Origin of the sequence: Streptomyces sp. NPDC058864 (assembly GCF_042742985.1) — a bacterium.
Classification (GTDB): domain Bacteria; phylum Actinomycetota; class Actinomycetes; order Streptomycetales; family Streptomycetaceae; genus Actinacidiphila.
In genome coordinates, this window is record NZ_JBHYMQ010000060.1 from 41,501 (window position 1) to 54,535 (window position 13,035).

General features: G+C 72.3%; 9 protein-coding genes and 4 tRNA genes. 6 read left to right on the plus strand and 7 right to left on the minus strand.

What is annotated here, in order from left to right:
* The first annotated feature begins 33 nt into the window (after positions 1 to 33).
* The 5 genes from ACFW3D_RS32375 (at position 34) to ACFW3D_RS32395 (ending at position 7,231) form a co-directional block, all read left to right on the plus strand.
* Positions 34 to 1,623 carry a 4-coumarate--CoA ligase family protein gene (locus ACFW3D_RS32375; protein WP_500510288.1) on the plus strand — a complete coding sequence of 530 codons (1,590 nt, stop codon included), beginning with the start codon at positions 34 to 36 and terminating at the stop codon, positions 1,621 to 1,623.
* Positions 1,623 to 2,372: an enoyl-CoA hydratase family protein gene (locus ACFW3D_RS32380; protein WP_500510290.1), complete on the plus strand. Its 750-nt coding sequence runs from the start codon at positions 1,623 to 1,625 to the stop codon at positions 2,370 to 2,372. Before ACFW3D_RS32375 ends, ACFW3D_RS32380 begins: the two co-directional genes overlap by 1 nt.
* Entirely contained in the window at positions 2,360 to 2,980 is a 621-nt protein-coding gene (locus tag ACFW3D_RS32385; RefSeq protein WP_500510292.1) for a TetR/AcrR family transcriptional regulator, read from the plus strand. Before ACFW3D_RS32380 ends, ACFW3D_RS32385 begins: the two co-directional genes overlap by 13 nt.
* A gap of 982 nt (positions 2,981 to 3,962) precedes the next feature.
* The gene (locus tag ACFW3D_RS32390; protein WP_500510326.1) at positions 3,963 to 5,378 is read left to right on the plus strand and encodes a DUF2201 family putative metallopeptidase; all 1,416 of its coding nucleotides are present in this window, start codon (positions 3,963 to 3,965) and stop codon (positions 5,376 to 5,378) included.
* Entirely contained in the window at positions 5,375 to 7,231 is a 1,857-nt protein-coding gene (locus tag ACFW3D_RS32395; protein WP_500510293.1) for an ATP-binding protein, read from the plus strand. The genes ACFW3D_RS32390 and ACFW3D_RS32395 overlap by 4 nt, the downstream gene beginning before the upstream one ends.
* On the opposite strand, the gene ACFW3D_RS32400 is transcribed toward ACFW3D_RS32395, so the two are convergent.
* The 6 genes from ACFW3D_RS32400 to ACFW3D_RS32425 form a co-directional block, all read right to left on the minus strand.
* Positions 7,232 to 8,410, minus strand: coding sequence for a leucine-rich repeat domain-containing protein (locus tag ACFW3D_RS32400; RefSeq protein WP_500510296.1), 1,179 nt, complete (start codon positions 8,408 to 8,410; stop codon positions 7,232 to 7,234).
* Between the two features lies 1 nt (position 8,411).
* A complete protein-coding gene (locus ACFW3D_RS32405) occupies positions 8,412 to 9,773 on the minus strand; it encodes an SDR family NAD(P)-dependent oxidoreductase (protein WP_500510298.1) in 1,362 nt (453 codons plus the stop codon).
* Between the two features lie 30 nt (positions 9,774 to 9,803).
* A tRNA-Ala gene (locus ACFW3D_RS32410) sits at positions 9,804 to 9,876 on the minus strand.
* 14 nt (positions 9,877 to 9,890) lie between these two features.
* Positions 9,891 to 9,962: transfer RNA gene (locus ACFW3D_RS32415), tRNA-OTHER, on the minus strand.
* Between the two features lie 20 nt (positions 9,963 to 9,982).
* Positions 9,983 to 10,054, minus strand: a tRNA-Glu gene (locus ACFW3D_RS32420).
* A 14-nt stretch (positions 10,055 to 10,068) separates the two neighbouring features.
* Positions 10,069 to 10,141 (minus strand) — tRNA-Ser (locus ACFW3D_RS32425).
* Positions 10,142 to 10,319: 178 nt separating this feature from the next.
* On the opposite strand from ACFW3D_RS32425, the gene ACFW3D_RS32430 reads away from it, so the two are divergent.
* The gene (locus tag ACFW3D_RS32430; protein ID WP_500510301.1) at positions 10,320 to 11,681 is read left to right on the plus strand and encodes a M14 family metallopeptidase; all 1,362 of its coding nucleotides are present in this window, start codon (positions 10,320 to 10,322) and stop codon (positions 11,679 to 11,681) included.
* Positions 11,682 to 11,756: 75 nt separating this feature from the next.
* Here the strand turns inward: ACFW3D_RS32430 and ACFW3D_RS32435 are convergent, their stop codons facing one another.
* Positions 11,757 to 12,917, minus strand: coding sequence for an RNA-guided endonuclease InsQ/TnpB family protein (locus tag ACFW3D_RS32435; RefSeq protein WP_500510303.1), 1,161 nt, complete (start codon positions 12,915 to 12,917; stop codon positions 11,757 to 11,759).
* Positions 12,918 to 13,035: the final 118 nt, after the last annotated feature.

Below are 13,035 nucleotides of genomic sequence, written 5' to 3' on the forward strand. Positions count from 1 at the left end.
TGAGCACGTCCTACCGAGGAGGGGGGAACGGCCATGGCACAGCCGGCCGTGTTCCACAGCGAGTACCCCGCGGTTCCCGCCATCGACCTGCCGATCCACGAGGCCGTACTGGGCCACGCCGCCGAGTTCGGCGACCGGCCCGCGCTCGTCGACGGGGTGGAGGGCACGACGCTCACCTACGCGCAGCTCGACTCCTTCACCCGCCGTATCGCAGCGGCACTGGCGGAGTCGGGGCTGCGCAAGGGTGACGTCCTCGCCCTGCACAGCCCCAACACCATCGCCTACCCGCCGGTCTTCTACGGGGCCACCCGCGCCGGCGCGGCCGTCACCACGGTGCATCCGCTCGCCACCGCCGAGGAGTTCGCCCGGCAGCTGCGGGACAGCGGCGCCTCGTGGATCGTCACCGTCTCGCCCTTGCTGGAGACCGCCCGCAAGGCCGCCGAACAGGCGGGCGGCGTGCGGGAGATCCTGGTCTGCGACAGCGCCGAGGGCCACCGTTCGGTCCTCGACCTGCTGGGTTCCACCGCCCCCGAGCCGGAGATCGTCTTCGACCCGGGCGAGGACGTGGCCGCGCTGCCGTACTCCTCGGGCACCACCGGCGTGCCCAAGGGCGTGATGCTGACCCACCGCAACATCGCCACCAACCTGGCCCAGCTGGACCCGACGCTGGCGATGGGTCCCGGGCACCGCATCCTGGCCGTGCTCCCGTTCTTCCACATCTACGGGCTCACCGCGCTCATGAACGCCCCGCTGCGCAAGGGCGCCACCGTCGTCGTGCTGCCGCGCTTCGACCTGGAGCAGTTCCTGAAAGCGGTGGCCACGCACCGGGTGCAGGGGCTGTTCGTGGCCCCGCCCATCGTGCTGGCGCTCGCCAAGCACCCGGCCGTCGCCGCGCACGACCTGAGCTCGCTGGAGTACGTGCTGTGCTCGGCGGCGCCGCTCGACGCGGAACTGGCCCAGGCCTGCTCGAAGCGGCTGGGGCTGCCGCCGATCCTGCAGGCGTACGGGATGACGGAACTCTCCCCCGGCACGCACGTGGTGCCGCTGGACGCCCGCGACGCGCCGCCCGGTGCGGTCGGCAAGCTGCTGCCCGGAACCGAGATGCGCATCGTGCCGCTCGACGAGGACGCGACCGACGAGGACACCGACGGCTCCGGGGAGATCCACATCCGCGGTCCGCAGGTCATGAAGGGCTACCTGGGGCGGCCCGAGGAGACCGCCGCCATGATCGACGAGGACGGCTGGCTGCACACCGGCGACGTCGGCCGGGTGGACGCCGACGGCTGGCTGCACGTCGTCGACCGGGTCAAGGAGCTGATCAAGTACAAGGGCTACCAGGTGCCGCCCGCAGAGCTGGAGGCCGTGCTGCTCGCCGACCCGCGGGTGGCCGACGCCGCGGTCATCGGCGTGGTGGACGAGGACGGCAACGAGATCCCCAAGGCGTACGTGGTACCGCAGCAGGGCTCGGCCCTCACCGCGGACGACGTGATCGCGCACGTGGCCGCGCAGGTCGCCCCGTACAAGAAGGTGCGCCGCGTGGAGTTCACCGACGCGATACCGAGGGCCGCCAGCGGCAAGATCCTCCGGCGCGAACTGCGCGCCCGGGAAAGGGGAACCACCTGATGACCGACGACGCCGCGGCACCCTGCGTGCGGAGCGCGTACGACCGGGGGATCACCACGCTGACGCTGGACTCCCCGCACAACCGCAACGCGCTCTCCGCACGCATGGTCGACGAGCTGTCCGACGCGCTGGCCCGGGCCGGCAAGGACCCGGCCACGCGGGCGGTATTGCTCACGCACACCGGCGGCACCTTCTGCGCGGGCGCGGACCTGAAGGAGGCGGCGTCGCCGGAGGGGCCGCGGCGGCTCGTGGCGCTGCTGCGGGCGGTCGTGGAGCTGCCCAAGCCGGTCGTGGCGCACGTGACGGGTCATGTGCGCGCGGGCGGCCTCGGGCTGCTGGCGGCCTGTGACGTCCCGGTGGCGGGGCCGGGGGCGAGCTTCGCCTTCACCGAGGCGCGGCTCGGCCTCGCCCCCGCCGTGATCTCGCTGACGGTGCTGCCGCGCATGGACGCCCGGGCCGCCGCCCGCCACTACCTGACGGGGGAGGTCTTCGACACCGCGGAGGCCGTCCGCACCGGCCTGGTGGCCGCGCCGGAGGAGGCCCTGGAGGGCATCCTCGCCGGGCTGCGCGCGGCGTCGCCGCAGGGGCTCGCCGAGTCCAAGGCGCTGACGACGGCCGCCGTGCTGCGCGTCTTCGACCGGGACGCGACGGCGCTGACCGAGCAGTCGGCCCGGCTCTTCGGCTCACCCGAGGCGGCGGAGGGGATGCGGGCGTTCCTCGAACGGCGGGCCGCGCCATGGGCGCTGTGAGCGCCACCGCCCGTACGCCCAAGCAGGACCGCAGCCGCGCCACCCGGCAGCGGCTGCTGGAGGCGGCCGTCGCATGCCTGGCCGAACGCGGCTGGGGAGGCAGCACGGTGACGGTGGTCGCCGAGCGGGCAGGGGTGTCGCGGGGCGCGGCGCAGCACCACTTCCCCACCCGTGAGGACCTGTTCACCGGGGCGATCGAGTTCGTCGCCGAGCAGTGGCTGATCGCCCTGCGGGAGCACGCGCACGCCCTCCCCCGCGAGGGCGTGCCCCGCACGCACGCCGTGGTCGGCATGGTCGTCGACCTCTACACGGGGCCGATCTTCCGGGCTGCGCTGCACTTGTGGGTGGCGGCGGCCAACGAGGAGCAACTGCGGCCCCGGGTGACGGCGCTGGAGGGCCGGATCGGCCGGGAGGCGCACCGGCTGGCCGTCGAGATGCTCGGCGCGGACGAGTCGGTGACCGGGGTCCGGGAGACCGTGCAGGCCACCCTCGACATGGCGCGGGGGCTGGGGCTGGCGAACCTGCTGAGCGACGACGGCGCGCGCCGCGCGGGCATCGTGCGCGAGTGGTCGGCCGTTCTGGACGGGGTGCTGCGCCGCGGAATCTGAGTCGCCCGGTGTCGGTGGCGGGTGAGAAGATCGCGGCATGCTGAACGAGGCGGTGTCCGCCGGCGAACTGGGCTTCCTGCTGGGTCTCGTCGACCCGGAGTCCGCCGCGCGTGCGCGGAGCCGGACGGGGGTCCCGGAGGAGGATCCGGCGGGGGCCGCGAAGCCCCCGCAGAAGCCGATGTGGGGCACGCTGTGGCACAGCCTGCCGGCGTCGGTGCTCTGGTGGATGCTCCAGGAGGACGATCCGCGGATCAACTCGTTGGTGTACCAGCACTGGCGGGCCGACGACCGCGTACGGTACGACATCCTCAACGGCGTTCCGTACGGACCGGGCCGCTCCCGCCGCGTGAAGGTGCCCGCGGACCTTTCGGGTCATCCGCCGCCGGAACTCTGGCTGCCGTCCGGCCCGGAGGAGCTGACCGCCGCGCTGCGTGCCGTGACGGGCATGTCCCAGGGCCGCGCCGCCGCGCTGCTGGTGGGCCGGAACGACTGGGCGGTGGTGGCCGGGGCCGACCGCGAGCAGCCGCTGCCCGGTTACGCACGCTGGGCCCTGGCGATCCGTCCCGACTGCCCGCCGGCGCTGCGCACGCAGTTCGGCACGCACCGCAAGTTCACCAACCGGCTCCGGGACGCGGGCGTCGTGGACGGCCCGGCGGAGTTCGCGACCGGCTCGCGTCCGGCACGCGAGGTCCTGCGGGTCCTGGCCATGGGCCGCTGGGCGTTCCCGCTGCGGCTGGCGGAGGCGGCGGCGGCGCTGCGGCCACTGGTGCGCTCGGAACTGGGCGGGAACACCGAGGCGTGGGCGGTGCTGGTGCAGCTCCTGCCGACGTTCACGGGCACGTTGCCGGAACTCGTCACGACCGCGGGGGCGATCGCGGGGAGCGCCGCGGAAGGAGCCGGAGGCCCAATGTCAGTGGCCTCTGGTAACACTGAGTCACCGGAGGAGCCGGAGGGTTCGGGGGACGAAAGCGGGGGGGCTGACATGGGATTCGACGAGCGGACACGACGACGACCCGTGGTCGACCTCGCCGACCGGCGGGCGCTGGAGCGGTGGCGTCCGGCGGATCCGGACGTCGTGGCGGAGGCGCAGCGACTGAAGGAGGCCGCGCTGCTCGACTTCGGGCTGACCGAGTCGGCGGTCGCGTCCTGGCTGTACGCCAAGTGCCCGCACCAGATCCCGACCACGGCCGTGGACACCGCGGCGGTGGTGGCCTCGGGGGACGGCTCGGTGCTCCTGCTGTACAACCCCGGGTTCTTCGTCGGCCTGGGGCTGGAGGGGGTCAAGTTCGTCCTCTTCCACGAGGCCCGGCACGTCGTGCACCGGCATCTGCTGGCGGAGCCCGCACTGCGGGAGGACCCGGTCTTCTCCACCGCGGCGGAGGTGGCGATCAACCACGTGGCGCTGGTCCGGCTGCGGCGGGACGGTCTTCCGCTGCGGGACGGACGGCCGACGGGGGTCGATCCGCGCGAGGTCCACGCCGCGTACGAGCGGGATCTGACGGAGCAGGGGCTGACACCGCTGCCCTACGCGGAGTTCGTCGAGACCGACATGGGCGTCTACACCGAGCTCAAGCGCATGAAGCACCCGCCGGTGCCGCTCACCTCGCTGTGCGTGCACCTCGAGGGCGGGCACGGGGACGGGGGCGTGCCGGGTGACCAGGGGACGATCGACGCACTGGTGTCCTCGTCCCTGCTGAACTCGCTGCTGGCCGCGCGGCGCGGGCACACCGGTGCCGAGCGGGAGCTGCTGGACCTCATGGGCCGCACCGAGGGCGCCTCCGAGCGCACGGCCCGGCTGTGGGGACAGCTGGGCGCGGGGGCGCTGCGCGGCGAGACGGTGAGGATCCGTCGGGTGGACTGGTGGCAGCGGTGGCTGGTCGACGTGGTCGCCTCGAAGCTGCGGGAGGGCGAGCGGCTGGTCTACCCGAAGAAGCGGGGTGCGCTGCTGGCGGCGCTCGGCCACGACCCGATGCTGTCGCGGCGCGGCCCGGTCCGCGACAAGGTACTGGTCATCGCCTACGACACCTCGGGGTCCATGCCGGGTTCCGTCATCACCTGGCTGACCGAACTCGTCGGGCGGATCGACGGCGTGGAGGCCCACTGGCTCTCCTTCGACGGCGTCGTGATGCCCTTCGTCCCCGGTGAGCGGGTGTACGGCGGCGGGGGCACGAGCTTCCAGGCCGTGGCGGACTACGTGGAAGGGCGTACGGAGGTCCAGGGGCGGCGCTTCGAGGAGCGTCCGGACGCGGTGATCGTGCTCACCGACGGCCATGCCCCGCACATCACGCCGCAGGAACCCGACAAGTGGATATGGCTGATCACCGAGGGCGGAGACGACTGGCCCGACGCCCACACCCCTCCCATGGCCTGCCACCGCGTCACGACAGGAGCGACATGACCAGCACCGCGGCGACCGCCACGGCCGGCCCCCGGCCCCGGCGGGCCAACGCCACCTATCCGCGGCCTCCCGAGGGCCGCCCGGAGGTCTCCCGGCTGGAGTCGTTCATCGACGCGATGATCGACATGGGGCAGACCGGGCAGGTCTTCGGCGAGCACGGCATCGGCAAGACGTCGACGTTCTTCTCGCACGTCGCCGAGTCCCATCCGCAGGCCGGACTGGTCTACGTCCCGGCCGCCAACCTCACCCCGGACGACCTCCTGGTGAACGCGCCGGTCCGCGACCCGCACACGGACGAACTGGTGCTGCGCCAGCTGGTGATGAGCCAGCTGCGGCCGGGGCGCCCGTTCGTGCTGCTCATCGACGACTCGCTGCAGGCGGGCGAGACAATCCAGTCGCAGTTGATGCAGATCGCCTGCAACTGGACGCTCGGCGAGTACGACCTCAGGGAACTCGGCTGCATCGGGGTGTTCCTCAGCGACAACGAGTCGCTGTCCGAGACGGCCGCCCGGCGCGGCGACCTGGCCGTCCTCGACCGCATGGTCACGGTGCGGGTGACCGCCAACGACACGGCGTGGCGGCGGAAGCTGGCCGAGAAGTACCGGGACTGGGACCTCAACGGGGTCTTCGCCCTGTGGGCGTCGCTCGGCCCGGCGGTCCGCGAGCTGCTCTCCCCGCGCACCCTCGACCACGTCCTCGCCAACGCGCGGGAGGGGTTCCCGCTGCGCTGGGGGCTGCCGTTGGTCAACGGCGAGCGGCTGCGCCTGGCGGAACCCCGGCCGGACGGCTCCCCTGGGCAGGACCGGACGCCGGAGATCCTGGACCGGATCGCCGCGGAGCTCGGTGTGCCCAATCCGGCGACGGTGCCGGACCCGGTGCGCTCGGTGGTGCGGGCGGCGCTGCGCAACCGGTGGTCGGTGCTGCTCCAGGGGCCGCCCGGCTGCGGCAAGACCGAGGTGGTGCGCGAGACGCTGCGCGCGGACCTGGGCCGGGACCCGCTGTACTTCTCCCTGCCGGTCACCAACGTCGAGGACCTGTGTGCGCCCGTTCCGGACCGGGACGGCTCCCTGGACACCCTGCTGGCGCAGAAGTTCACCGGGAGCGAGCCGAAGGCGATCGTCTGGGACGAGTACAACCGGCCCAAGGACAAGGCGGCCTTCGCCAAGCTGATGGAGATCACTCAGGAGTGGTCGCTGGCGGGACGCCCGATCGAGAACCTCCGCGCCCAGATAGCGGTGCAGAACCCGCCGTACCATCTGGGCCGCAGGCTGATGGTGTCGCGCAACAACATCGCCCAGGCGACCCGTTTCACGGCCTCGCTCACCGTCGAGCCGGGCGACATCCCGGCCAACGAGTGGCTGATCGCGCGGTACGGCGGCATTGCCGAGACCGTGCTGGAGTGGTGGAAGCACGACATCGACGAGGACGGCCGCGCCTGGATCACCAAGCGCACCATCGAGCGGCTGATCAAGCTCCACCAGCGCGGTCTGCCGCTGCAGATGGCCACCGTCTACCTCGGCGACGGCGAGTACGCACCGGTGCCGCTGACCGCCCTGGTCGACCGGCTCGCGAACCGCTCGGTGACGGGGCTGCGCGAGCTGGCCCGGGACGTGGACGCCTGGGAGGCCCGGCTCAGACGTGCCCGGGAGGAGTCCGCGGAGGGCAACGACGAGAGCGACGTCGTCCACCAGGTGCTCGCCAACGCGGAGCTGTCCCAGCTCAAGCGGCACCGCAAGGCGGTCGCCCGGCTGGTGGCACTGCTGCCGCCCAAGCTGCGCTCCACGTATCTGGTGGGCGCCTCGGAGCAGACGCAGCGCTTCTGGATCGAGACCTTCGCCCGTATGCCCCGCTGATCAGCGCGGGGTGCGGTGGACGCTGCGCACGGCGGCCACGTCCGCGGGCAGGGCCGGCGGCGGCAGGTGGGCGCTGAGCGCGTCGAGCCGCCGCCGGACGCTGGTCGCGATGCCCTTGCCGAGGACGTAGCGGGTCGCGGTCGCGGCCCCCGGGGCGGCGTCGAGCAGACGGTGCGCCTCCCGGCTGCGCATTCCGGTGTGGGCCAGCACGAGATGGGTCAGCCGGTGCGGCGCCGAGCTCAGTGCCCCGGCCATCGCCGCGGCCGCCTCGGTGTCGACCCGGTTGTCCGCGGCGTCCAGGACCCGCGCGGCCTTGACCCGCCCCAGGTCCAGGAGTTCCACGCCGGCGGTCGTAGCGGCGGCGACGAGGCGGGCGCAGGCCGCCGGCCCGATGCCGTTGCTGGCCACGGAGAGCCGGGTGAGCCGGCCGTACGGCGCCCGGGCCAGGGCCTCGGCGAGCAGAAGGGCGCCCTCGTCGCCGAGGCGGGCCGCCGACACGTACAGTTCGGCGACCGCTCCCGTCGTGACGAGGGTCGTCAGGCAGGCCGCGCCGGCCGTGCCGAGGGCGTTGCCGCCGACGAACAGCCGTTCCACGGCGCGTCCGGAGCGGGCGGCGACGACGAGCGCGTCGGCCAGCACGGCGAGGCCCGCCGGGTCGAGTCCGGTCTGCACCAGGTCCAGGGTGCGCAACGACCGTGCGGCCTCCACGAGTCCGGCGCCCGCCTCGCCCGCGCCGCCGCCGAGCGGGTTGCGCTTCAGCCAGACCCCGGTGACGGCCTGCGGCGAGGCCCTCAGGCTGTCGGCGATGCGGCAGGCTCCGCCCGCCGTGATGCCGTTGCAGCCGAGGTAGAGCGTCTCGACCCCGGTGTCCCGGGTGCGTTCGGCGACGACCTCGGCACCCTCGTCGCCCAGTCCGTCGGTGCCGAGGAGCAGATGGCGTACGGCACCGGTGACGGGTGCCCGGCGCAGGGCCTCGGCAACCGCGGCGGCGCCCTCCGGGCCCAGTGCCTGCTTGCACAGGTCGAGCCGCCCGTCGGGCAGGGCGGTCCCGGCCGGGAAGTCCCGGCGTTCGGCGACCCCCTCGCCGCCGCGCAGCCAGCCCAGCAGCGGTTCGAGGTCGGCGTGCGGGCGCGGCACGACCTCGGGGACACCCGCGTAGGGCGGCCGGTCGTCCGTCATGTCACCACTCGGCTTCCTGGTAGTCCTTGAGGAAGACGCCGGAGACCGGGTGCCCGGCCTCTCCGCGCACGATCGGGTCGTAGATCCGGGCCGCGCCGTCCACGACGTCCAGTGGGGTGCGGAACCCCTGGCCGGCCAGCCGGTTCTTCTTCGGCAGCGGGTTCTCGTCGGTGATCCAGCCGGTGTCGACGCTGCACATGTGGACGCCCTGCGCGGCGAGCGCGGGTCCGCTGGTGCGGGTCAGCATGTTGAGAGCGGCCTTGGCCATGTTGGTGTGCGGATGGCCGGCGGTCTTGTTGCGCACCGCGAAGCGGCCCTCGACGGCGGTGACGTTGACGATGTAGCGGCGCGGCCGCGGGGAGGCGAGCAGCAGGGGCAGCAGGCGGTCGCAGAGCAGCGCGGGGGCGAGGGAGTTGACCAGCTGGGTCTCCAGCACCTCGGCCGGGTCGAGGCCGCCGAGCTCCGCCGACCAGGAGTTCTCGGGGGCGAGGTCGGGCAGCAGCCCCGCCTCGTCGGTCTCGGCGAGGAGGAGTTCGGCGGTCGGCCCGGCGGCGGCCGGCAGCGCGCGCACGGTGCCGAAGCCGGGGGCGGTGAGCAGCGCCGCCGGCCGGGCCCCGGCGGGCAGCGGCGCGCGCTCACCCGCGGTGAGGGCCGCGTACGACCCGGGGGGCCGCCGGACCGTCTGGGCCGCGTTGTTGACGAGGATGTCGAGCGGCTCACCGCTCTCGCGGAGCCGTTCGCACAGGCCGACGACCTGCCGGGGGTCGCGCAGGTCGACGGCGACGACGGTGAGCCGGGGCAGCCACCGCTCGCTGCCGGGCGCCTCGGTGAAGCGGCGGAGCGTGTCGCACGGGAAGCGGCTGGTGACCAGGAGTTCGGCGCCGTCCCGCAGCATCATCAGGGCTAGCTGGAAGCCGATCTTGACGCGGCCGCCGGTCAGCAGCGCGCGTCGGCTGGTGAGGTCGGTACGGGCGCCCCGGCGTGCGGTGTTGTCCACGGCGCAGTCGGGGCAGAGCAGGTGGTAGAAGGCGTCCGCCCGCCGGTAGGGGGACTTGCAGACGTAGCAGCGACGGGGCCTGGCGAACTCCCCCGCGGCGCCGCCCTGCGGGGTCTCGTCGAGGGGTGCGTCCTCGCGGCGTTCCCGCGCTCCCGTCGCGGTGGCCGCCACGACCTCCGCGTCCGCCGCGGCGCGGTCCTCACGCCGGGTCTTCCTGCGCCGCAGCCGTCCGTCACGCGCGAAGGAGGCGGCCACCTGCTCGGCGCGCAGCCGTACCGGGTCGTCGACGGGCAGTTCGCGCAGCTTGCCGACCACCTCGTCGAAGACGGCGAGTTCCGCCTCCGTGATGCCGTCCGTGTCCCCCACTGCCCCTGCCCGTCCTCCGGCGCCTCCCGGTGGGTCCGGCCGGATTCGAACCGGCGTATCCGCCTTGCCAAGGCGGCGGCGCCTGCCTCTGCGCTACGGACCCGTGTGCGCCGGCTGCCCGGACGGCCGGATTCGAACCGGCGTGTCCCTCCTTGAGGGGAGGGGCGCCTGCCTCTGCGCTACATCCGGGCATTGCGATGATCCTATCGGGGGCCCGGCCGGATTCGAACCGGCGTATCCGCCTTGAGAGGGCGGCGGGTCTGCCTCTGCCCTACGGGCCCATGTGCGCCGGCTGCCCGGACGGCCGGATTCGAACCGGCGTGAGTCGCCTGAGCAAGGCGGTGCGCCTGCCTCTGCGCTACGCCCGGGCATCGGCCCGATCCTACCGGCACCGCGGAACCCGCCACAGGCAGGTCCCACCGGCCAATCCGCGGGAGAATTCCGGGCGTTCACAACCGAAGCACGCATTCCGCGTTGACGCGGTCATGCCACACCCGCACGATCGGTCCGAACTCCTGCGCCACCCCCACACCCAGGAGGACAACCATGCGCATCCCCCGGACCGGCAGACGGGCGACGGTCACCGCCGCGCTGCTCGCCTGCGTCCTCGCCACCTCGCTCGCCGTACAGGCCGACGCCTCGCCCTCCACCGCCGGCGGCCGTCCCGTCGCGGCCGCCGCCGACGAGGTCGTCCGGCAGTACGAGGTGGCCGGCACCGGCACCGTCGCCGCCCGCACGGCGCTCGCCGCCCACGGCGTGTCGATCGACGCGGCCCGCAGCCACTCCACCGTCGTCACCGCGAACGCCGCGCAGGCCGCCGCACTGCGCTCCGCGGGCTACCGCCTCACCGCGCTCCCCGGCCCGCCCGCGGCGGCCGCCACCGGCCGCGGCGGCGAGGGCGGCGCCTCGGTGCTGGACTTCCCCGGCGCCGACTCCGGCTACCACAACTTCGCGGAGATGACCGCGGAGATCAACGCCCTGGTCTCCGCACACCCCGCCGTCATGCGGCAGCAGGTCATCGGCACCTCCTACAGCGGACGGAACATCGTCGCCGTCAAGATCAGCGACAACGTCGGCACCGACGAGGCGGAACCCGAGGTGCTCTTCACCCATCACCAGCACGCCCGTGAGCACCTCACCGTGGAGATGGCGCTCTACCTGCTGCACCAGTTGGGCGACGGCTACGCGACCGACAGCCGCGTCAGGAACATCGTCGACTCCCGCGAGATCTGGATCATCCCGGACCTCAACCCGGACGGCGGCGAGTACGACATCGCGACCGGCTCCTACCGGAGCTGGCGCAAGAACCGCCAGCCCAACGCCGGCTCCTCGGCCGTGGGCACCGACCTCAACCGCAACTGGAACTACCGCTGGGGCTGCTGCGGCGGCTCCTCGGGCACCAAGTCGAGCGAGACCTACCGGGGCGCGTCAGCCGAGTCCGCACCCGAGGTCAGGCTCGTCGCGGACTTCGTCCGCGGCCGGGTCGTCGGCGGCAGGCAGCAGATCACCGCGGGCATCGACTTCCACACCTACAGCCAGCTCGTGCTGTGGCCCTTCGGCTACACCACCGCGAACACCACCACCGGCATGACGGCCGACCAGTACAACACCTTCGCGACCTTCGGCCGCACCATGGCGGCCACCAACGGCTACACCCCCGAACAGTCCAGCGACCTCTACATCACCGACGGGTCGATCATCGACTGGCTCTGGGCGAACCAAGGGGTCTGGGCGTACACCTTCGAGATGTACCCCGGCCCGAACGGCTCGTCGGGCTTCTACCCGCCCGACGAGGTGATCCCCGCCCAGACCAGCCGCAACCGCGAGGCGGTGCTGCTGCTCCTGGAGAACGCGGACTGCATGTACCGCGCCATCGGCAAGGAGGCGCAGTACTGCTCGTCAACTTAACCCGGCCCTGAAGAACCGGCCTTGCAGGTAGGTACACGACTGGCGGCCGTGGGACCTCCCGCATCTGAGCCCCTGCTAGGCAGGGGCTGGGACGCGTGACTGACGCCCCGCAGTCCACGCAGCCTCGCCCTTGCGAGCGATGTTGCGGGAAGCGTTCAGGTCTGCTTGCGCAACGACGCCGCACGACCTGCACTGGAACCGGGCCTGTGAGGCCCGGTTCCTCTTGTCTGTGTACTGGCATTCTGAGCAAGTCTGGCTGGTGTACGCCGGATCGACGAAGACCACAGGCACGCCGGCCCGGCGTGCTTTGTATGCCAGGAACCCTCCGAGCTGGGCGAACGCCCAGCTGTGCACCGCAGCTCGTTGGGGCTTTCTCAACCGAGCCCTCATGCGGATCCCACCCAGGTCTTCCAGGGCGATTCCACGGGAGGTGCGTTCAGCCTCTGCCACGATGCGTTTCGAGATGACGTGATTGGTGTCAGCGGCGAACCGCCGCTCCCGGCGGGCGCGCCTCTTCAGTAGCCGCTTCGCCGACTTGGTGCCCTTCTTCTGCAGCTTGGCTCGTAAATCTGCCTGCCGCGCCCGATACCGGTTCAGCCGTCGGCCGACGAGAACGTTGCCGTCTGAGGTGGTTGCGATGTTCACGATGCCGAGATCCACGCCGAGGAACCCAGCTGGGTCGTCGTTGAAGTCGGCCTCGGGAATCTCGCAGGTTGCGAGGAGGTAGAATTCGCCGTCGCGTTCCACGAGGTCAGACTCCCCCTTCCGGTACTCCCGCAGGATCTTCAACTGGTCTGCGCCGCCGACGAACCTGACGCCCTTGAGCCGACCAGCCGTGGTCCAAATGGACACAGTCGCGGCACCATATTGCCAGGTCAGGCACCGCTCGTCGTACGGCTGAGCGGCCTCCGACCGGAATGTGATCGGCTTCGCCTCTGCCTTCACCCTGCGCTTCGAACCAGACTTCCCCAATTTTCCGGCCTTGATGTTCGCATGGAGCGTTGTGTAAGCGTCGCGGACCTTTTTGATGACGTGCTGCGCCGACTGGGCGCCCAGACCGCGGGCCTTGAGCTCGGAGTACGTGTGCTTCCGAAGCTCGTACTCGCGCGGCAAACCCCGATCGAACGCGACCTGCGACACCCAGTTCGCCGCGTCATTGCACGCGCGCAGGGTTGAGCGCATCGCAACCGCCTGTTCAGCGGTCGGCAGCACCTTCACCTGCACGACGATCTTCACGCGTTGAACCGTACCCCTCGACACTGAGAGGTCGTTAAGTCCGATCTTCCCTGGTTCGCGATCGCTCGATCGTGTTACTGATCCTCGTCCCGGCCGACTGCTCGTCATGTCCATGCTG

Bases quoted from the DNA above. Each gene is read 5' to 3' on its own strand.
- ACFW3D_RS32390 (WP_500510326.1), top strand. From the start codon at position 3,963: ATGGGATTCGACGAGCGGACACGACGACGACCCGTGGTCGACCTCGCC.
- ACFW3D_RS32430 (WP_500510301.1), top strand. From the start codon at position 10,320: ATGCGCATCCCCCGGACCGGCAGACGGGCGACGGTCACCGCCGCGCTG.
- ACFW3D_RS32385 (WP_500510292.1), top strand. From the start codon at position 2,360: ATGGGCGCTGTGAGCGCCACCGCCCGTACGCCCAAGCAGGACCGCAGC.
- ACFW3D_RS32400 (WP_500510296.1), bottom strand. From the start codon at position 8,410: ATGACGGACGACCGGCCGCCCTACGCGGGTGTCCCCGAGGTCGTGCCG.
- ACFW3D_RS32375 (WP_500510288.1), top strand. From the start codon at position 34: ATGGCACAGCCGGCCGTGTTCCACAGCGAGTACCCCGCGGTTCCCGCC.
- ACFW3D_RS32395 (WP_500510293.1), top strand. From the start codon at position 5,375: ATGACCAGCACCGCGGCGACCGCCACGGCCGGCCCCCGGCCCCGGCGG.
- ACFW3D_RS32380 (WP_500510290.1), top strand. From the start codon at position 1,623: ATGACCGACGACGCCGCGGCACCCTGCGTGCGGAGCGCGTACGACCGG.